This is a genomic window from Paraburkholderia sp. J67, from assembly GCF_905220265.1.
Lineage (GTDB): Bacteria > Pseudomonadota > Gammaproteobacteria > Burkholderiales > Burkholderiaceae > Paraburkholderia.
On sequence record NZ_CAJMZK010000028.1, the window covers coordinates 69,243 to 89,142 of the forward strand.

Genomic DNA, 19,900 nt, shown 5'->3' on the forward strand with positions numbered 1-19,900 from the left:
CAGCAAACAACCGACTGCCGCGAGTGATGCCACCAGCGTTGCAAGAAAGATCTTTCGGTTCATGGTGTGGATCCAGTCGATGAAAAGGCGAAGGCCCCGCTCCATGAGGAGACAGGGCCTTCAAGCCAGAGCACAGTTGCGCGCCGATCAGGTGCAGGACTTCGGATGACGAGACGGATACACCAGTACCCGTCCGTCGTCGCAGATACGGAAGTCGCCTTCCTCGCGCTTCGGCGAGTGGTCGATGATCACCAGGCGCTTTGCCTGCGGTTGCATTTCGGCATGGGTGCATGCGCCGAGTCCCGCCACTGCTTGAGCGTGCGGTCGGCCGGCACGGTCGAACCCGTCAGCGGATTCGCGAGACGGGCGGCAGCCTCAAGCACGGCATACTTCTCTTCGATCGGCACCACCCGATCGCGTCCGCCCTTCGTGCCGCGCGTCACTTCCAGCAGCATGTCATGTCATTGACCGCGCGCACCGGCTGAAGCATGAAGCTCTCCTCGATGCGCAGGCCAAACGCCACCTGCAATCGCAACTGCACCGCTGTGCGCGGGCACGTCGAGGCGATTTCCGCAATCTTCTCGTGCGCATTCACCCCGTTCGCTTCCCATGAGCGATCGACCTCTGCCACATACGAGCGCACAAGGCCGTTTTCCTTGCGGTTCACGTAGTCGTCGAGTGTGCCCACAAGATTGGCCTTGTTCATCCAAGCGGCCAGCGCCCGCAGGTAAGTAAGCTTGTTCTCGATCGTCCCGCCGCTCTGTCGCGCGCCAACCCAGTGCTGCACCAGCCATTCGATGTGCTTGCGTTTCAGGCTCCACGGCGTGGCGAGCGCAAATCCACCTTCGCGCAATTCGACCAGCGCTGCGCAGATACCCCGCACGCGGTACTCCTGCGTCTTGATCGACAGCGCTCGTGCGCTGATCCGCGTTTTGCTGTGCACATCCGATACGTGATCATCGAGCAAGCGGAGCAGCGCCTCCGATATCGAGGGCGTGAGCCGATATCCGCGCACAACCGCGCGCACGTTCAATATTGCTGCCATGTTTTCTCCCGCATGCGGCCCTTATGGCTGTCGTGAGAACGCTAACCCTTGTGCCCATATCCAGCGCCTGCGGCGCGACGTCCCTGCCAGACATCGCACATGCCGCCTGCGCCAGCCTGTACTGTTCACCGCCCAGCTTTCGCTACGCGGCTTCGCCGATGTCCCCGGCGCGGGTTTACCGCTCCTGTCCTGCCTTCCTGTCCTTTAGCGATTCCATCCGATCAGCCCGACGCACGGAAGAGATGCGTTCCGACTGTCCACCTTTCTGCAGCACGGGGCCGATCAGCGCTTCGCGCAGACCCGCTCCCGCGTTTTCTGCCTGGCTGGTCATCCGTGGCAACTGCCAACCGACGCCAACACCACCGCAACCTGCCGAAGCCGTCGGGCGAGATGCCCACTTGCTCCTGCTATCGCGTTACCTGGTGCTGCCTGGCATTACCGCCTGCCGTGGCTACCCGACCGGCCCCGGACGCCCTGAAGCGTCTGGATGGCGTGTACGACACATGGCCGTTCACGCACCCGGGCCAGCTGCCGGGTAATTCCTGTTGCGCACTTCTGGTGACGGCTGCGCGGACCGTTTCTGTCTTCCGTACGAGGAGGCGCGAATCACTAGCGTGGCCAGCGCGCAGGCTCTCCCCCATTCCGAAGCACGTTCATCTCCGCCGCGGTGTATCGGGCTTCGTGAACGCACCCAGCGCTGAGGCTGAAGGAACGTGTGCAGGCGCATCGGAAACGTGAGCCGCGAACTGTCCAACTGTCCAACTGTCCGCGTCCACATTTCCTCAATACGCCACATTGCGGCGGACACCCGCCAATCGCATGGATATCGCACTGTCCAGTGATCCTCAAGATGGATCACTGTGGACTTGATCTGACTGAAAAAAAATCCGCGTCACGGTGGAGCGCGGACATTCGGGGATGTCTGGCCTTGGCGGGCCGAGGATTTGGGCCCATCGGGCCCGAGAGAAGACGCACGAAGTGCCTTGCACTTCTGGTCGATGCGTCAAAGACGCGGCAGGTATGGCAAGGATACGGCCTCCCCGCAATCGCAACCGGTCAAAAGATGCCCTGATCCGGCGCGCTTTCGCTGACTTGACTTCGCAAACGGCTCGATAGACTGGATTCAGCAATGTCCGGGATTTTCCCGGAGTTTGCCTGGCAGGCCCAGGTAACTCCGGGATAAACCCGGAGTTTGAAGGTATGCGATTCACAAAGTCCGGGTATATCCCGGAGATTGGTCGACCGCACGCCACAAACTCCGGGATATACCCGGAGTTGGCATTTATCACGCAGACGGACGCGGAGGGTATCCGGCAGTTCGTCAGCATTCGAACCGATCATTTTTCTGGAGAGAAAAACACATGAAAACTTCTGTCTTCGCTATCGACGTCGGTTACGGCAACACCAAATACGCTTACCGTGCAGCCGGCGGCTCGATCGTCACCGATATGTTCCCTTCGCTTGCGCCACTGGCCGCCACACGCTCGCTCTCGGCTTACGGTGAAGGCGTGCTGGCCACGCGCAAGGTAGCCACCGTGACCATCGACAAGATCGAATATGAAGTCGGCCCCGAAGTCTCGCTCACGGCGGCCTACGGCAAAACCGGCCGCGCGCTTGCGGACGATTACGTGCTTAGCAACAACCATGCAGCACTCCTCTTCGGCGCGATCCACTTCTCCGGCGTGACGCATATCGAGTGCCTCGTGCTTGGCCTGCCCGTTCATAACATGGAGAAGTACTCCGAGACGCTCAAGGAGCGCTTCGCGGGCGAACAGGATTTTGGCTGCGGCCGTGTCAAGGTCGACAAGGTCAAGGTCATCCCTCAACCGCTGGGTTCGCTCATTCTGGCGTCCAGCACGCGTGGGACGAAATTCAACCCGAATGACGAGCATCTGGTCATCGACGTTGGCTATTTCACGACCGACTGGGTCTACGCGAAGGGCTTCGCAATGGACAACACCCGCAGTGGAGGCATGCCCGGAGGCGCCTCCCACATCTACCAGCGCATTGCGAACCTGATTTCGCGCGACGAAGGTGAAGTGGTCGAAGATCTCGAAATGATCGACAAGGCATTGCGAGAGCGCACAACGTTCCTCTTTTACGGGAAGGACATCGACCTCACGCCATACATCGAGCTCGCCGAGCCGATCATCGCGGGCGTCGTACAGGCGATCCAGAACAATGTCGGCAAGATGCCAAGCCTGCGCTCCATCATTCTTTCTGGCGGCGGTGCTGCGCTTTATGCGGCAGTCCTGCGGCGCGCGTTCCCGCGTCTCGTGATCGAAATGATCGACTCGCCATGCATTGCTAATGCACGGGGCTACCTGCTTGTCGGCGAAGCGGGCCTCGCACGCGAGCGCCGTGCAGCATGAACGGCAAATTCGTGATGGAGGTCACGGTTCCACAGTTGCAGCATCCGCTACTGTACGAACGCCTGAGCGCCTGCGCGAGCGCGCAGCCGTGTTTCGCGCACTTGCTGAGGCTCAGCTGCGGGGCGATCACAGCACGGCAGGCAACGCACGTAACCAGCGCGATGCCTCACCGGTTGAGACCTCGTTGCACTCTGCGTCTCGCGACGCTCCTGCGCGGCCGCCGTTGACGAGCACAACGGCATCGTCCACGCCAACTGCAACGGTGGCAACGACCTCAACGAATGCCACGCAGGCAATAGCCGCAGCAGGCTTCGAACCTGTACGGGTTGACGACTCCGATTCGTCGGGCGACGTGTTCGGTAGCTACCTCGAAAGCGCCGCATTCCTTTGAGGTCTCAGCGCGCCGCGCTTGGCGCGCGAACTTGAACAAGGTTCGCCGCGGGCCCTTATGCACCGGTGCATTCACAACATCCCTGCCTGCACTTCCCTATATGCACCGGTACATACGCGCGGCCCGTCCGACGTCGGCAGTTTGACTTCACGTTCGATGTGTCAACATGAATCAACAGCCCGGTAACGCGCGATCCAGCGCCGCTTGCACCGGTGCATACATCGGGTAGCTCGAAGCGCGCGAGAATGCCCGGCCACTCGCCGAGCACCTTGCCTTCGTGCCGGTACTCCAGCATGCCGAGCCGAAGTGAGCTGGATGGCCCAGCCGTCAGGCCCGGCACGCGCTCCTGCAGATAACGCATCGAGAGGTCGCCGACCGCCTGTGGCCGTGCGGTACTCCACATGCCCGCAAGGCGCTTCTCAACGAAAGCCGGGCTGGCCTTTCGCTTCGGCCTGGGAGCCTTAAAGTCGGCAAGCCTGCGCGTTGAAGAAGGCGCGCCGCCCGTGAGTTCCGCATCCGCTTGAAGAGGCCGATCCGGTTCACACGCGCGATCAGTTGCAGGCCATCGCCGGCCATGGGATCGCCGTCGTTGCACTTGCGGCACACCCAGTCGCCGCGACCATTCCTGTTGTCATAGGTAAAGCGGTCATCGCCACGGCAGACCGGGCAGGATGTCGCCTTCAGTCAGATAACTGCCTGCGATGCCATATCATCAAGGTTGAGATCCACGCCTCAGGCGAGAGCGCAAATCCCTTCAGCGTGCGTTGCAGCCAGTCGCGCTGCTCGGGCGAAAGCCCGCGTCCAGGCGTACTCATATGTCGCTCTCCCGGATGGAAGTGGGTTGGGTCAGTGCCTGAGACAGGCGTGAAAACGGGTGCTCAAAAGAGCGGCCTGCGCGCGGCGCGGGCGGCTCTTTTGAGCAGGTTTCCTGTGTCGGATTCAAGACGACCGGCGCGCGGCGGGGATGCCGAAGCGCGGCGCAGGGGATGCGTCACACGACGCACCCGAAGGTGCGCCCCGAAACGTCGGTGAGGATTTGCGGGATCAGCAAATCCGAAGGGTGAGAACTTCCGGGATCAGATGGCCGCCAATTCCGCCCGCGGATACTGTGGGCGGAACGGGATATCGTCATCCCTCTCGTCGAAGCTGCCGCCTGATGGAACGCGAGTGCCCGCGCCGCCACCATCAGACGACTGCGGCGGCCGTGCACGTGACACGACGCCCGAAGCCTGATTGCGCGTGGTACCGCGTGCGCACTCCGAAGCACGCGCCGGCGGTGCCGACTCGAAGCCACCGTCGTCGCCGTGATCGCCGTGCTGACCGTCATCGCGGCGCTGGCCACCACCGTTGCGGCCGCCAAGCATCTGCATCTGGTCGGCGACGATCTCCGTCGAGTAGCGATCGATGCCATCCTGCGCCTGCCACTTGCGCGTGCGTAGGCGGCCTTCGATATAGACCGACGAGCCCTTTTTCAGGTACTCGCTGACGATCTCGGCGAGGCGCCCGAAAAAGCTCATGCGATGCCATTCGGTCAATTCCTTGAACCCGCCCGATGCCTTGTCCTTGTAGCGATCGGTAGTAGCAAGACGGATATTGGCCACAGCGTCGCCGCTGGGCAGATAACGCACTTCCGGCTCCGCGCCGAGATTGCCGACGAGGATGGGCGAAGACACGAGCGTCATGTCGTACTCGCGCAGGTTCGTGGTCAGGTGAAGCGTGTTCACCATGCCCGGCTTCATCGGCTTGATGTAGACGTGGTTCGCGCCATCGGTATCGATCGCCCACGAAACTGAATCGCCCATGGCCGGATCGACGGTCAGCTTCTTGCCAGGCGCGAGCTCGATCGTCGTGAGCTTCGCCGGCGCCGTGAGAATCCTGAAAATCTGGTCGCGGCTGTACGGGAAGATCGCAATGCGCGCATCGTTAGGCTGCGTCACCGGATCGGTGCCCGCGTTATACGGATTCACCGGGCTCATCGGATCGCCCATGATCGCGCCAACATCCAGCGAACCGCCCGCAAGCGAGGGCTTCGGCGTTGCCAGGGCCGTATGGGAAAACACCAGCGCGCAGGTGAGCGCGGCAGGAGGCAGCAGGAAGCGGGCCGGAGTCGTCATGCGATTTTCTGGAGCGTGAAGAACGGGAAGAAAATCCCGAACGGGTTGGTGCCCACCGCGTCGTCTGAGCTCGCCGGCACGATCTGGTAGCGCAGCGTCAGCGCGAAACGTTGTTCAACGGGGCGGTCCGAAGGGAACTGGGTCGTGGTGGTCGTGAACTCCGCCACCACGGTGGAATCGTCAAGCACCGACACGTTCTTGACCGACACCTCGCGCACGTACTTGGGATTGGCCGTAATGGTCTGGAACGGCGCGTCCTTCTTGAGCCAGTCGGCAAACTGGTTCTTCGCGTTGTCGAGCATCTGCGCCTTGACGGCGTTGATGTTGCGCCCAAGGCGCGACGTCTCGATGGTGGGCGTGAGAACCGGTTCAATCGTGAACCAGTAGCCCACCGAGTCGGCGATGGATTTGCGCAGCGCCTGGTCGTCAGGCTTGTACGCCGCGAGCTCCTTGATGAGGGGGTGCCCCCCCGCGTCGGCCGAAACGCCGTATGCCTTCACCACGGATGGCGGCGGCTGCCGGGTCCACACTGCGCCACCCGCGATGACCGCGAGGGCGAAGGCCGCAAGCTTCCAGTGGTTGGCCTCAACCCGCAGGCGCGTGCCGCCGTCGAAGATGCCCCCTCGGGATCTTCTTCGGAATAGCCGCCCGGAGCTGTTGAGAGAGCAACCTGTTTCTTGGACCTGAGGAATAAAGACATGGCGCGCACGAGTGGGTTCGCGTCAATTGAAACAGTGGCGGCCCAAGTGCTCAGCGTCAAAAGCAGGACGATTTTGCACACCATTCGGAGCATCGCTTTTATGCAGCACGCTTTCCAGGCGCCTGCAACGGTTTCAGCGAAATGGTGCAGTTTTTAGTGAGCTTTTGAGTATTTGCGGCGGGGGAAATCGGTGTTAGCCTGAAATTTCAAAAATTTAACACGCTCAGGCCACACGAGTTCTACATTAAATCAGCCACTTAAGGCGCAAGAGCATCGCAAAGTTCTAAAGCGCTTAGAAACTCTCTCTTCATGATCTGTCCGCTCTGCGTGGACCCTGGCATGACCGAAACGAGAGGCTGTGCTTGACACACCTATGAGGCGGGTAAGTTAAGACTCACGCGCTCGCATACTCCAAAATGAACCGACCTTTTAGTTTTACTTCCAAACTCGACCAAATTACGGCTCGCGCGATGCATGACCAAATCCGTGCGATTCAATGCTCGAACTATCAACTCGGCGTTTTCTATCAATCTTTGCTTACCGCAGAAGTTTGGACTACGCAACGGGATCTCGCGGCAGCTGTCGGTGTCTCAGCTCCTGCCATGTCTCGCCTGTTATCGCTGGCGCGAATCTCACCGGAAATAGTTGGCGCATTAGACGGCGCTAGCGCCCTCACCTATCGTACGGGGCAGCTAATCCTTGATGCAATCGAGAGGCTCGGAGAAAAGGTGATCGTTACACGTATCCGCGATGCGAAGGAGGCAGGCTATTGGGAGATAGATGACCTCCTTGAATACGTTGTAGCAGATCGTCTGCCCGAAGCAGACCTAACGCCAGTTCGCGTTCGTATCGGGCGTGATAAGCAAAGCTTGCGCGTCGAGATGGGCGATCTATCCCGATTTACGGGTAGTTTTGCTAAGCTCGAAAGTTGGCTATCTTCAGCCCTTACTCTGTTCGAAGCCACGCTGATAGCCGAGCGACGCAGTGCCGCCCACGACGCGCGGACCGCTCGGATTCACCGCTCCCGAACCCGACGCCGGAATTGACTAGGGTGTGACCGTCTTCACCCGCTTGATTTTGCGAAGCTCACCAGCCACAAAAATGCAGAACGTTTCGGCAATTGTGGGCCATTGCAATACATTTACCTCGTTGATCTGGGCGGGCTTCATCCCTTGGCGTTCGATGCGACGGATACCGAGACTATTGTTGTGCGCCGTGAATTTTTTCACGGGGCTCTCGCGTTCCTTCGTGTTTAGCCCGAGGAGCGCTTCACGAGCGTCTCAAATTTCGTCTAAACGACGCTCGTCGGCGGCCCTCTCCCTACGTGCAACACTAGCCACTGCGACGCTACACGCGGCTATTTTTGCACCTGAGGAAATTGCCGTGCCAAATCACCCCGCCCTACTTTTGCCGGTGCGCGTTTTTGTGAACACGTACCCTGCGAAAGCATCTCTCAGATCGGGGTATCGCTGAATAACTTGTTCAAGCAGTTCAATCGACGGCTCGATTCCCAATCGACGCAGCGTCAGCTTGCCAGCGGCGCTCGATTTATACGTTCGCCTCCACTCTTCACGCTGCCTCGGCGTCGCTGCGTCATAGGCTTCCCACCCACGCCGCACCTCATCAACGACACGATTTTGTGCGTGTACGTCCTGCGCGGCAATTCGCAGAGCTATACGAGTCTCCACATGTTCTCGTTCGTCCGCTTCGCGTTGTTCAGCAAGAGCGAGCGTGTTCTGCTGCTCGACCATCTGACGTTCTGCATCGGAGACGATCCATCGCTCTTTTAGCGCTTTCATGAAAAAACCAGCAGGACTCTTCGACACCTTGCCGAGCTTAAGACTGAAGCGAGTACGCTCAATCGCCTGTTCCAAGCGCTCGTCGGTGTAAGTATCGCGGTCTGAAGCTATCTGGCCGAATTGCGCACTGGAGAGACCGAATTCTTGTTTGAGCGTCTCGTACAGCGCTTTCGCTTGCTCATGCGTATGCAACAAGCGTTCTTCGACGGCTTTTCGTTCGATACGAAAGCGCAGACGACCGATCTTACGCGAGCCCTGCTCATTGCGGGTCTCGAAGGACAGGTGCAAGTCGGAGACCGCATTGATCTGCTCCACGGCCGGCCCAAGCCAGTCGCGTTTGAAATACTTGAACTCCTTCGCCTTCGCTCCAATCGCTCCTTGCCACGATCGCAATTCGTCCAGCGTGAACCATTCGGTTACACCCTCGTCGGCGTATGGCAGAAGATGGTCGTACATCACTCGCGCGTAGCTCAGCGTAAACAGCGACGTGATGCGAAGGCTCAACCAGTGTGACTTTCCTGGGCCGCGGATAATGCCGATGAGATCAGGAGGAACCCGAAACTGGAAGCGGCCGCCAGCGTAGGAGATTCGGCCGATTAATTGAACGGAACCAAACGGCTTCGTTCCGTCAGCCTCAGCTTCCGCCGTCGCCTGGATCAAAGCTCTCTGCGCTTCTGTGATGACCTGTTCAAGGTGAGCGTTGTTGCGGCTTGAATACCGCATGAGCCATTTGAAGTAGTCAAGTTCGACGTCGTAAAGATCGTGGACCACAGTCTCCTGAGCAACGACGAAATACGCGGCGTCGATCAATCGGCGAGCGGCAACGCCAAGATCTACGATCCTGATGAGAACATTCTTTCGGGCAAAGCCGATATCTTTTCGTGCGGCTTCGACCGGTAGGTCTTCACCCCGCGCATCGTCAAAGAGTGCCAACGCCAACTGCCTTGACGTGGCCACTTGCCCTCCTGTCGTCATCCGACTCCCCTCGCCTTCGTGGCCGTATGTTTGTGCCGTACGGTACCGAGGGCAAAGTGCGCTGTCAACACAGATCACCTCACCTTGGAACCCCGATCAGCCCAAAACACCTCACCTTTCGGCAATAGCCATCACAACTTACCTCACCTCCGCCGCGTAAACACCTCACCTCCAGACCCCAAATACCTCACCTCAGCGGGGTAAACGTTTCACCATAGCGCTCAATCCACAGCACCGTGAACACAAACTACCTCACCTTTTCGAGTTAACCAATTGATTCTATTGAGTTGTCGATCTGATGTTAGTGGTTGGTTGGTTTTATGTTTACGAAAACAAACCAACCGACCCAGCTGATCATCAGAAAAAAATTCATCGGCAGTCGTAGCTGGCCCAAGACTCATAGATCCCAAAAGCTTAGTGTTCGGTAAAGAAACGGGCGTCTCGAAGGTGAGGCGAATTGTGCTACCGAGTGAAAGCTGATCCAAATCGAACAGCTTTTCAATCGCAAAGGTGAGGTGTTTTGTGTTGACGGGGAGGAGGCAAGGAACGTCAATTGGACTCGAGCGCGCTAACGTACGGCGTCGAAACCCGTTGAGCAGCGAAAAGCTACGGGCTAAGCGATTGAAATTCAAACCTTTTCACTTAAAGCGGAGCAAAAAGTGTCGAAAGGGTCGAATGTAATGGCAATTCTCCGGCACCACGAGTATTCTACGCTTCGACGGGCGAATGCTGCCAAACCGTAGAAATGAAGGGTGGGCGTCCGGAAATCGCCTCACCTTTGACAAAAAGGAATTTCCAACATGAATTTGAGTGAGCTTCCAAGCATTGATCGTCGCGTGAAACTCACGGATTTCAGTGAGTTCGCGGACCGTTTGAAAGTCATGACCGACGAGCTTCGCGACCAGATCTTAGCGCCGCGTCCCCGCAAAAACGCGCCGGTTTTCACGATTGGCGAACTGTCAGATCTTTGCGGCCTTGATCGGCAGAAGATCAATTACCTCGCGACCAAGGACGGCAGCGAGCTTCCTAGTGGTGAGACGCACGGCACGGGCCGCGCACGCATCTTTTCGTTGAAAGATGCTAGGCACTGGGTGCAAAAGGTCTCGACGATCTATCAGACGCCGCTCGTGACCGGCACCCGAGAGCAACGTGGCCGCGTGCTGACAACGGCGAACTTCAAGGGAGGGTCGTGCAAGACGACAACCTCGATGTGCCTTGGGCAAGGGCTGAGCCTGCGCGGGCGCAAAGTCCTCATGATCGACCTGGATCCTCAGGCATCGCTCTCGGAACTGTGTGGCCTTTACGCAGAGAAAGATATCAATTGGGACGACACTGTCCTCCCCTACATCTACGACCCCAACATTGAGGGCGGCCTTCGTTCAAAAGTCCAGACTACTTACTGGGATGGGTTGGACATCATTCCGGCACACAACTATCTGCATGATGCGGAGTTTCATCTTCCTGCTGAGCAGAAAACGAACCCTGGGTTCAAGTTCTGGTCGATTTTGCGCAATGGGATAGAGCCGCTGCGCGCGCAGTATGACTACATCATTATCGACACCGCGCCGTCGCTTTCCTACATGACGCTAAATGGACTGATGGCCGCTGATTCGATGGTGATGCCGTTGGTGCCGGAGAGTCTCGATTTCATTTCGTCCTCGTCGTTTTGGTCGTTGTTCGCTGAGGTAGCTAACGGCTTTGCTGAACACGACGTCGATAAAACCTATGACTTTGTTTCCGTGCTGCTCTCGAAGGTTGACTATGGGACGACATCATCCGCGCCAGTCGTCCGTTCATGGACGCAACGTGCATACGGAGACTGGCTCCACGCGATCGAAATTCCAGCCAGTTCCGTGATGAGCAATGGCGCACTGGCATTCTCGACCGTTTTTGATTTGTCCCGAGCCGATACGGTGGCAAAGACGCTCGCGCGGGTGAAGCAACCGCTAATGGATTATTGCAAGTGGATTGATGACCAGTACGTTGCACAGTGGAGGGCCGGCCAATGAGCAGCCTGCGTGACCGTATGATGGCCAAAACGGCCGATGTTCGAGCGACGAAAGATATCAAGCTCGATGAGCAGTCGGAAAAGAATAAGACCCCGCTTACTGCACCGGGTATGGCAGGAGCGTTGGCTCAAGCACAACTGCGGATATCGGAGTTGGAAAAATCGGGTCCGTCGTCGGAGGTTAGAGTAACCGACATCGTTCCCAATCCGTGGCAGCCACGTCAGGTTTTTGCGGAAGGAAAGCTTACGCAACTCGCGGAGTCAATTCGCGAATCAGGTCTGGTTCAACCTATTGTCGTTCGTCGCAAGGACACGGGTTATCAGCTTGTAGCCGGTGAGCGTCGCTGGCGAGCTCACAAGATGATCGAGAAGGAGTTCATCAAGGCTTTTGTGGTGGATCTTTCGGACGAAGAGATGGCGACGCTCGCTCTCGTCGAAAATGTTGTGCGGGACGACTTATCTGATTACGAGATTTCGCGCTCAATCCGCCGGTCAGAGAAAGAGTTTCCAAACCGGAAGCGAGTTGCCGAGGCATTGGGCATATCGCGTTCGGAACTTTATCGATTCCTTTCGTTTGGCGATTTGCCAGACTTCGTCATCCGGGATCTGGACGTGCAGCCGCGATTGCTTGGTGCGAACGCTGCCCAGAGTATGGTTTCGGTGCTGCGTGATCAAGACGCGAGGGCTGTCGATCTTGCGAAGGAAGTGTGGGCGAAGGTTGTCGCAGGGGATCTGGATCAAACGAAACTCGCCAGGACGATAAAGCAGGCGATTGATGCTGACGGAAAGATCGATAACAACGTCAGCGATCGTAAGATCGACAAAATTTTTGCAGGGGGGAATCAGGCCGGATCGATTACGAGAGACTCTGACGGACTGACGGTCAAGATTCGAGCAGGAATGCTCACAGCGGAGAAGGAAAAGCAGGTTCGTGAGCTAATTGTTCAACTGTTTGCCGGCGCGGCTTAAGCGTCCTATCCTCAAAAAAGGCCCGACTCGTCGGGCTTTTTTTACGCCTGTCGGCAGAGCGATGATGTTGAGGAGTTTCGACTTTTGGCTTATCGGCGCAATAGTTACGTTTGCGTGTCTTAACGCGCGCCCGACGGGCAGGTGTTGCAGTGTCTCTATTAGAGACACTTTGGGATTCGGAGTTCGTCTGACCCGGCTAGGAATTGCGTCAGACCTTGCCGATGCGGCGCCCTAGCGGCTCTTTGCTACGGTCTAATCGCGGCAGTTCTGAAACTTTCCGAGTCGGTGGCGCGAGTGCGTGACTTCGCCGTCGATCAACTGGGCGCACGGCAGAGCGAGACGGACAATATTTTCCGGGACGGAGACTACCGTCGTTGTGCGTGGGGAATTTGCGTTGAAAGGGAAAGTCGGGGTCGGTCGATACGCAGCGAGGACCAGGCGACTCAGCGGGTGTTCATTTACCTGCTGTCATGCACTCAAGAAGTTCGGGCTTTTGGCGTTCGAGATCGCCACCGGAGCCTACCGAGGCTGTCACCACCTTTGTCCAGCGGCGCCAAATTCCGACTGCGGGTGAGCCATCAGGGAACGCCTTCACGGTCCATGAAATGGTGCCGGTGCGCTGAAAAAGACGAAGCAATCTGAGAGCTGGGTTGTGCTTGGTTGACAGCGAAGGTATCTGCCGAGGTCTACGGATCGTACATTATTCTCTGTTTGAAAAAACAGCACAATTCAAGCTCCAGGGCCGACACTGTGCGCGAGTCGGTTAGTGCCGGTGCCCGTGATTTCTGAGTGGCGGCACTTGAGTCGTCGGCTGTCCATTGAGATCCACGGCGGTGATCCATTTAGGAACTCATCTAACAACGGCGTCGTGAAAGCAATGCGGTCAAAGTGTCTCTAATAGAGACACTGATTCTCGAGTGCAGCGTCCTCCTTTCAATACTGGGATAAAGGACGCCTGGCGCCACCGGTGAGCATGCTCGTGCGTGGTAAAGGCATGCCGCTGTCGCACTTCGGCTTTCAACGTCGGGTGGAAACGCTCATCCTTGCAATTGGTTGGCGTATCGTGAGGCCGGCTATAGCTCACCCTAGCGCCCGGCCTGATCAGCCACACAGCAAGCTCGGTGAGTTTTCCAGGCGCACTGGGCGAGCCCAACGGTGCGCCGTTGTCAGTAGTGAGACGTGAAGGTAGCCCATAGCTGTGGAACACCTGCTCCAGTTCAGCCTGCACCACTGAGATCGTGGCGCGCGAGCTGGCCTTGAGCACGATCTTAAAGCGCGAGTGATCATCGATGACCGTCAACGGCTAGCAGCGCCCACTCGCCAGAATCAGGAAATCACCCTTGAGATCCATCTGCCACAGCGAGTTCGGATGTGCTCGAAGCGCTGCCAGTGCGGCGCTGGGCACTCTCGTGCGCGGCAATCATCGCGTGACGGCGCAGGATCTCGGTGAACGTGGCCGGCGAGGGAACCTACGGATGACTGAGGTTACGCAGGCGCCTCTCGATCTTGCGACTACCGTGCACCTGACGCAGCGCCAGCACGCGCGCAACGATGCCCTTAGGCGAACGCGTGCGGTGTAATTCGAGCGACGCGAGCGCTCAGCCAGCCCCTGCTGGCCTTCATTGCGATGGCGTTCAACCCACTCGTAACCGGTCTGACGGCTGATGCTGCAACGTCTGCATAACTCGCTGAAAGGCTCCGTCCGACTGGCCGCAAGGCTGACAAATTTTTCTCGGAGACTCATCGCGTCTTTTACGTTCCAAGGCATGGTGAGGATTCGGGCGTAGGACTGCCCGAAAGTGTCGACCATGTGCCAATACACCTGTCAGGTATGTCTCCATTCTGTACACAAAGATCAAACGAAACGAGCAATTGATGCTGAGAGCTTGCTATCAAGTGTCTCTATTAGAGACACTTCGCTACGATGTCGATTGTCCCGTGAGCCGGCGGGAAATGCGCTCGAATCAAATCAGACGACAAAAGAACCGTGGCGCTAATTCTTTGGAAAGTCGGACATTAACCCGGAGATAGTAAAAGCGCGATCTGAGAACTCCGGGTAAATTCCGGAGTTCCTGGACAAAGTCCGGGATTTGCCCGGAGTTTCGAAGCGGGGTGTCCGGCGGTGCGCTAGGGCGGAAGCTCTTAAGATTGTTGGCCTGTAGCGCACGCGTCGTCGGCAGTGCACACGGTGCGAGACCATAATGGGCGTAATGGTTGGAGATTTACATATCCGTATGCCCCATGTTGGTAAGCACGTCGAGAGTGGAGCAGCCAGTCTGTCGGGGCCTCGCGCAGGCGCTGTGTGTCGACCGTGCGCTCCTCTCCAGCGCGCATTCCCGCGACCAGCTTTCAGACTGATGTCCGGGCATGCATACCTTTCCACTGGCTGAACTTCGTGCGGTGCACTGACCGAAGCAAGGGAGTTGGTCATTCGGTGTCGGCAAGGGGGAATCCCAACGCAGTCCAGCACGCCTTGAGAGACAGTGCGATCTCGTCACCGGGCATTTAGCGCTGCCTCGCTGCCTTTGCGGGGCGCCACGCATAGTTGCTAGCCGAACGGTGCACCCGGGGAGTTCTTGCGTAGTGCGTGGGCATTGGCTCTATTAAGACGTGGCCAATTTGGCTTGAGGTGGCTTCGCTGGCGCGTAAGCCTGTGCGCTTGACCAGATCCACATCGAAGAGGTCGCGTCTTTTACTGGCGGCCCTCGCGGGTGGCATCCGGGCGGACAGCGATGGACCCGCGCAGCAGGGCCATTTCGGTGGATGGGGGAAAGCGCGCCCGCCGTCCCGCAATGATGCGCCCGAACCTAGGCAGGCCGGCGGCTAGGCTCAATTGAAGGTGGCCCATCTCGTAGACTAGCCGAACGGTGATGTAACGATGCTTGGGGACCGGCCGTCCGCTGAGCCGCGCCGCACGCCCCGCTCGCTGTTCGCCCCAAGCGCGAGGGCGTGGAAGGTAGCGGCTGAAGTCATCGAGCGTACAGGCAGAATGGGGGTGCCTGACTGCTGTGCGCACCAGAAAAGCCGTTGCGCCTCGGTGCGGTATTGAGCGAGCGTGGTGGCCGCGAGCCAGCGCGACGACATCGCCATCTGATAGATCGGGCGGCACGATCAGGCCGATCGCTCGGCTTGCCCAAGCCTCTAGGTCGAGGCGGGAGCAAGGGGGAGCTGTCGTCGGTAACCGACCGAAATAACAGCCGATATTCAACAGACGGCGGCATTTAGGCGGCACAAGAGGTAGGGCAGAGCGACGTCGAGCACGGTTGTTCACCAGAAAACGGTCGCGACGGGGCGCACGAGGTCATTCGGGAGCAGGGTGACTGCAGTGTCGTTGCTTCCGTGCCGGGCTTATGAGCCATGCGGCCACATAGCTTGGACCGACACACCAACGCGACCTTTCCATCATGGGCATTTCGGGCGAAGCTCCGCCGTGCCAACCTGCAGATTGCAGACTTCGTTCGCGCGGCAATCTTGATGTATGTACCGCTGCATCTCTGCATCGACGAACTGCGCTGCATCATCACACCGGCGTATGGCATCACACCGGCGAAAGAAGCGGCACATTGTTGATTCGGTGCATCGGATGAGGGCTGCGCGTCGGTAATCGCGGAACGCGTGGCATGCGAAGTTTCGTTCTTCGCGGGTGTCATCGGCATGGCGGTAGCGACACCGAACTTACGGTAGCTCCGAGGACTGCGCAAGCCAACCGTTGAATGGGCTGACGTTGCCTACTCAGACGAAGTCCAGCAGACTGCCTGTGGACTTGAATTTGAGTCGGAGGACGGCGATCGCGAGGATGGAGGCCGAGAAGGCGATGACGTTGCGTCGCAGGTTGTCTAGATCGCCGAATGATTCGTGGCGTTCTGGGTAAAGAGAGAAGGGACAGCGGTGGTGAAGCATAGTGCAAGCTAGGTCGCATTAGGGGGTAATGTGGCTTACGTCTCGCCTCTTCACCGCTCGTGTTCGTGAAACAATCGGGGACGGTTTGTGGATAGCGCTAAGCTCATGATTTTTAGCGTTAACTGATCAATTGTCCGACATTGTTTCACGGCAATCCGGCTGGTCCTCGCCGCTGGAGCCGCCCTAGTTACCGTTCGGGCACCCTGTTAGCGCCGCCTGCGGGATGAATGTACCGTTTGATACGTATTTTGTAATGGCCCGCGTCGAGCCATGTCAGCGACGCACGACTGGTCCGACTGCCCGCTCGACTGGCGACGCGATACTGACTGCGCCACAGGTATGCCGCTGGGTGGTGCACGCTAGAATCGGAACATCGCAGCTGCGCCGGCTTCTGCCACGAAGGGCCATGTCCGACCTGAAAACCCTGAGCGCGAAGTCGCGGCGGTGCTCGACCGACTGCGGGAGGACGTCGCGCTGGTGGGGATCACCGAACAGGAAATCCGGCGCACGCTGGGCTATGACCGAGCGGTACCCGCCCGCGAAATACTGCGATCCCGCGACCGGGAAAAAGTGGTCGGGCAGCGCGCCACGTCCGAAGTGGTTGGCGAGCAAACGATTCGAGGACTACGTGATCGATGCGCCGCAGCCGCAACCCTGGCGGCCAAGCGACGAAGGTAGTGTAGGGCCGTCATCCAAAGGTGAGGGAAATTGTGCGCGCCCGTTTCCCTGACGTGCCGAGTTCCCCGGGCACATGTTCATTCAGGTGGCCCTGTTCCCACCGTTCTCCCGCATCGCCCCCTTGTTTGTGTAGAGAGAGTCATGCGCACAATGGTGGACCGCTTCGAACTCGTGCACTAGCGTTGTCGCACAGACTGTGCGCCGGAATCCCTGCCCGCGTGCATCTCGGCGTTTATCGCGGCTTGCTGGAATGGCATGAGGCGCGCCAACCTGCTGGACTGTGCACGGTGGCTGGCCCTGCGAGCCTCGCAGCGTGTCATAAAAGCTCCCGCGGCTGCTGCTCTCGAGGGCGCGCGTTGTTACTTGCTCGTGTGGTGGCGCAGGCGGTTTGCGCCGAGCTCATCGCGCACATGCGGTTCGTGCGGCGGCGTGGGGCGCGACGGGCGAAGGTGTCGCTGCCGCCTCCGCGCGATGCACGGCAGGGGGGACTTTTCTAGTCGCTGTTGTTCATAGGTCGAGCAAGTAGGTCGCGCAGTGATGTCCTGCAAGCCTGTGATGGTGAATTGTCTCCGCAGTGCGGAGACAATTCACCGGTGGCGCGGCTGTTAGGGTAACGTGCCCCTTTCCGAGTAAAAATCACGTTTCGGGCAGACGCATGAATCAGCTTTTACCCAAAGCCCTGTTTGAAGAAGTTAGCACCCTGATCGCCCGCGCCCGCGCGCGTGCCGCCGCCGCTGTCAACGCTGAACTGAGCCTGTTGTACTGGCAGATTGGCCGGATCGTTGGGAAGGAAGTACTGGGCGGTGAGCGGGCCGGATACGGTCAGCAGATGATTGCGGCGCTCGCCAGCCAGCTGACCGTCGAATACGGACGGGGGTGGAGTGTCCAGCAACTGCGCCATTGCATCCGCGCCGCTGAAATCTTCCCGGACGAGCCGATTTCTCCGCAGTGCGGAGAGAATTGAGCTGGACACACCTGAAGACGCTGATCTATATCGATGATCCGCTTAAGCGCGACTTTTACATTGAGCTGTGCAAGCTTGAGCGCTGGTCGTCCCGACAACTGCAAGAACGCATCCACTCGATGTTGTTCGAGCGAAGTGCGCTGTCACGCAAGTCGACTGAGCTGATCCAGCAGGAGCTTTCGCAACTACGGACTGAGCAGCAGGTCACGCCGGAGCTGGTACTGAAGGATCCCTACCTGCTTGATTTCCTGGGGTTGAATGACCGGTATCTGGAAAAGGATCTTGAAGACGCCATCCTCAGGGAGATGGAGCAATTTCTGCTCGAACTGGGGGCGGGCTTCTCGTTCGTCGCGCGGCAAAAGCGCCTGCTGATTGACGACGATGACTTCTATCTCGACCTGCTCTTCTATAACCGCAAGCTCCGGCGGCTGGTGGCGATCGAACTGAAGCTCGGCGCATTCAAGGCGGAATACAAAAGCCAGATGGAACTCTATTTACGCTGGCTGGCCAGGCACGAGCAGGAGCCAGGGGAAGAGTCGCCCATCGGTATCATCCTGTGTGCGGGAAAGAAGCAGGAGCAGATCGAGTTGCTGGAACTGGGCAAGAGCGGTATTCATGTTGCAGAGTACCTGACGGTGCTCCCACCGCGCGAAACGCTTGAAGCCAAACTCCATCAGTCGATTGAAGCCGCGCGCTCAAGGTTGCGCGTGGGGAACGAAAGTAGTTAGCCCGCCTTCCGAAACCGGGGGACTCGCGAGGACGGAGGGCAATGGCAGGTCCGAACGGGATAGCTGGCTACCATCGTACTGACAGCGCCGTTGCGCTACCAAGCGCTGGAAGGGCCGCTCACTCTGCTGGATGCACAGATCCCGGTTCGCCCGGTGCTGTAGATCAACCGCCCGATCTCTGCCCCATGCTGTGAAACGTCCCGCCATTGTTACTACCGGATGCCCAAGCCTGTCAGTGTCGACGGTTCCATGCAGTGGCTACCATAGTTACTTAACGCTCGTGTCTTGACGACGCGCTTATCGGCGAACTGGCGCGTCGTGGTCGGCATCACCTGGTGCTGTGCGCGATTGAGGCGACTGCAGACCCTCGCCGGCGATGACCAGCTGTGCTGTCAGCAATTCCTGCCGGTTTGCCTGGCACGGCACCATAGCCGAAGAGTGATCTACGATCCGACGCGGGAAATGCCGGTGCGCGAGCAGCGCTTCGTAGTTGAGCCCGTTCATGAACGTTTCTGCGTCCCCCGTCGCATCATGTCCTGTGGTGGCCTGCCTGTCGCACATTTTGTCCGACGCCTGCGATAGGCTACCGCGTATCGAGCGCTACGGACGGACAACTTGCTCCGGCGCGGTTGATTGTCGGGGCGCAAGGTGGCCACGGAACTGGATTTCAAATCAAAATCATTCGGACTCCGATTGATCTGCGATGGTTGGAAAGAGCCTGCGGAATCTGATTCACTTTCAATATGCCTTTGCCTGCATTCCGGTCGGTCTCATCCGAAGTCGATCCTGCTACCAATCGTGTCGCACTGGTGTGCATCCGAGCACGAAACCAGCTGTTCCGAGGCAGGTTCGCGATCGCTTAACGGATGTTGACGGTCGAAGGGTACGGAGGTCGACTGAAACTTCCTAATCTGGACAAGGTATTGTCGTTTCCGCCCGCAGTCTTGCCCAGACGGAATGGCAACGTTTAGACGTTGATCCGCGCCGCGGAGGCCCGCGCGCCCCTCCAGCATGCTCACCCTGCACCCTGAGGGTCGCGATTTATTGCACTGCCATGCACTTCGGAAGCATGAGAGTGGACTGACCCCACAGCAAACCAACTGGTGTCGAGCGTCACGTGCTCGACGCGAACATGATCGTCGTTACGGACATAATTACCGGCGCTAAGGCTCGTGGCGTCCGAAGGGATTGTGATAGCGCGTTGGAATACGGATTGAATATGTTAAATGCATATGCAGTGGTATTTTGTACTTGAAC

General features: G+C 58.5%; 13 protein-coding genes and 4 pseudogenes. 7 read left to right on the top strand and 10 right to left on the bottom strand.

Annotation, left to right across the window (positions count from 1 at the left end):
* Positions 1 to 299: 299 nt before the first annotated feature.
* Positions 300 to 1,045: pseudogene (locus tag U5782_RS33455) on the bottom strand (integrase domain-containing protein); the annotation flags it as partial.
* A gap of 1,361 nt (positions 1,046 to 2,406) precedes the next feature.
* Here U5782_RS33455 and U5782_RS33460 point away from each other — a divergent pair.
* The gene (locus U5782_RS33460; protein ID WP_322048140.1) at positions 2,407 to 3,417 is read left to right on the top strand and encodes a PRTRC system protein D; all 1,011 of its coding nucleotides are present in this window, start codon (positions 2,407 to 2,409) and stop codon (positions 3,415 to 3,417) included.
* A 718-nt stretch (positions 3,418 to 4,135) separates the two neighbouring features.
* Here the strand turns inward: U5782_RS33460 and U5782_RS33465 are convergent.
* From U5782_RS33465 to U5782_RS33475, 4 genes and pseudogenes are all read right to left on the bottom strand, one after another.
* Positions 4,136 to 4,492, bottom strand: coding sequence for a primase-helicase zinc-binding domain-containing protein (locus U5782_RS33465; protein WP_322048173.1), 357 nt, complete (start codon positions 4,490 to 4,492; stop codon positions 4,136 to 4,138).
* Between the two features lie 392 nt (positions 4,493 to 4,884).
* Positions 4,885 to 5,490: a single-stranded DNA-binding protein gene (gene ssb / locus U5782_RS41695; protein WP_415914453.1), complete on the bottom strand. Its 606-nt coding sequence runs from the start codon at positions 5,488 to 5,490 to the stop codon at positions 4,885 to 4,887.
* 27 nt (positions 5,491 to 5,517) lie between these two features.
* Positions 5,518 to 5,922: pseudogene (locus U5782_RS41700) on the bottom strand (TrbG/VirB9 family P-type conjugative transfer protein); the annotation flags it as partial.
* Positions 5,919 to 6,631, bottom strand: a pseudogene (locus U5782_RS33475) (type IV secretion system protein). The pseudogenes U5782_RS41700 and U5782_RS33475, both read right to left, overlap by 4 nt.
* Positions 6,632 to 7,038: 407 nt before the next feature.
* Between U5782_RS33475 and U5782_RS33480 the strand changes: the two are divergent.
* A complete protein-coding gene (locus U5782_RS33480; protein ID WP_322048142.1) occupies positions 7,039 to 7,668 on the top strand; it encodes a hypothetical protein in 630 nt (209 codons plus the stop codon).
* Here U5782_RS33480 and U5782_RS33485 read toward each other — a convergent pair whose 3' ends face one another.
* Both U5782_RS33485 and U5782_RS33490 read right to left on the bottom strand, forming a co-directional pair.
* The gene (locus tag U5782_RS33485) at positions 7,669 to 7,851 is read right to left on the bottom strand and encodes a hypothetical protein (RefSeq protein WP_322048143.1); all 183 of its coding nucleotides are present in this window, start codon (positions 7,849 to 7,851) and stop codon (positions 7,669 to 7,671) included.
* Positions 7,852 to 8,013: 162 nt separating this feature from the next.
* Positions 8,014 to 9,396, bottom strand: coding sequence for a replication initiation protein (locus U5782_RS33490; RefSeq protein WP_322048144.1), 1,383 nt, complete (start codon positions 9,394 to 9,396; stop codon positions 8,014 to 8,016).
* A gap of 800 nt (positions 9,397 to 10,196) precedes the next feature.
* Between U5782_RS33490 and U5782_RS33495 the strand changes: the two genes are divergently transcribed.
* Both U5782_RS33495 and U5782_RS33500 read left to right on the top strand, forming a co-directional pair.
* Positions 10,197 to 11,405 carry a ParA family protein gene (locus U5782_RS33495; RefSeq protein WP_321889615.1) on the top strand — a complete coding sequence of 403 codons (1,209 nt, stop codon included), beginning with the start codon at positions 10,197 to 10,199 and terminating at the stop codon, positions 11,403 to 11,405.
* Positions 11,402 to 12,373: a ParB/RepB/Spo0J family partition protein gene (locus U5782_RS33500; RefSeq protein WP_322048145.1), complete on the top strand. Its 972-nt coding sequence runs from the start codon at positions 11,402 to 11,404 to the stop codon at positions 12,371 to 12,373. Before U5782_RS33495 ends, U5782_RS33500 begins: the two co-directional genes overlap by 4 nt.
* 883 nt (positions 12,374 to 13,256) lie before the next feature.
* On the opposite strand, the gene U5782_RS41705 is transcribed toward U5782_RS33500, so the two are convergent.
* Both U5782_RS41705 and U5782_RS41710 read right to left on the bottom strand, forming a co-directional pair.
* Positions 13,257 to 13,673: a DDE-type integrase/transposase/recombinase gene (locus U5782_RS41705; protein WP_415914449.1), complete on the bottom strand. Its 417-nt coding sequence runs from the start codon at positions 13,671 to 13,673 to the stop codon at positions 13,257 to 13,259.
* A 120-nt stretch (positions 13,674 to 13,793) separates the two neighbouring features.
* Positions 13,794 to 14,183, bottom strand: coding sequence for a helix-turn-helix domain-containing protein (locus tag U5782_RS41710; protein WP_415914450.1), 390 nt, complete (start codon positions 14,181 to 14,183; stop codon positions 13,794 to 13,796).
* A 1,562-nt stretch (positions 14,184 to 15,745) separates the two neighbouring features.
* Between U5782_RS41710 and U5782_RS33505 the strand changes: the two genes are divergently transcribed.
* From U5782_RS33505 to U5782_RS33515, 3 genes and pseudogenes are all read left to right on the top strand, one after another.
* A complete protein-coding gene (locus tag U5782_RS33505) occupies positions 15,746 to 15,943 on the top strand; it encodes a hypothetical protein (RefSeq protein WP_322048146.1) in 198 nt (65 codons plus the stop codon).
* A 774-nt stretch (positions 15,944 to 16,717) separates the two neighbouring features.
* Positions 16,718 to 16,951, top strand: a complete 234-nt coding sequence (locus tag U5782_RS33510; protein WP_322048147.1) for a hypothetical protein — start codon at positions 16,718 to 16,720, stop codon at positions 16,949 to 16,951.
* A 655-nt stretch (positions 16,952 to 17,606) separates the two neighbouring features.
* A pseudogene (locus U5782_RS33515) lies at positions 17,607 to 18,643 on the top strand (PDDEXK nuclease domain-containing protein).
* Positions 18,644 to 18,940: 297 nt separating this feature from the next.
* Here U5782_RS33515 and U5782_RS33520 read toward each other — a convergent pair.
* Positions 18,941 to 19,147 (bottom strand): hypothetical protein, encoded by a 207-nt coding sequence (locus tag U5782_RS33520; protein WP_322048148.1) that lies wholly within the window; start codon positions 19,145 to 19,147, stop codon positions 18,941 to 18,943.
* Positions 19,148 to 19,900 lie beyond the last annotated feature (753 nt).

Bases quoted from the DNA above. Each gene is read 5' to 3' on its own strand.
- U5782_RS33480 (WP_322048142.1), top strand. From the start codon at position 7,039: ATGAACCGACCTTTTAGTTTTACTTCCAAACTCGACCAAATTACGGCT.
- U5782_RS33500 (WP_322048145.1), top strand. From the start codon at position 11,402: ATGAGCAGCCTGCGTGACCGTATGATGGCCAAAACGGCCGATGTTCGA.
- U5782_RS33460 (WP_322048140.1), top strand. From the start codon at position 2,407: ATGAAAACTTCTGTCTTCGCTATCGACGTCGGTTACGGCAACACCAAA.
- ssb (WP_415914453.1), bottom strand. From the start codon at position 5,490: ATGACGCTCGTGTCTTCGCCCATCCTCGTCGGCAATCTCGGCGCGGAG.
- U5782_RS41710 (WP_415914450.1), bottom strand. From the start codon at position 14,183: ATGGTCGACACTTTCGGGCAGTCCTACGCCCGAATCCTCACCATGCCT.
- U5782_RS33490 (WP_322048144.1), bottom strand. From the start codon at position 9,396: ATGACGACAGGAGGGCAAGTGGCCACGTCAAGGCAGTTGGCGTTGGCA.
- U5782_RS33520 (WP_322048148.1), bottom strand. From the start codon at position 19,147: ATGAACGGGCTCAACTACGAAGCGCTGCTCGCGCACCGGCATTTCCCG.
- U5782_RS33495 (WP_321889615.1), top strand. From the start codon at position 10,197: ATGAATTTGAGTGAGCTTCCAAGCATTGATCGTCGCGTGAAACTCACG.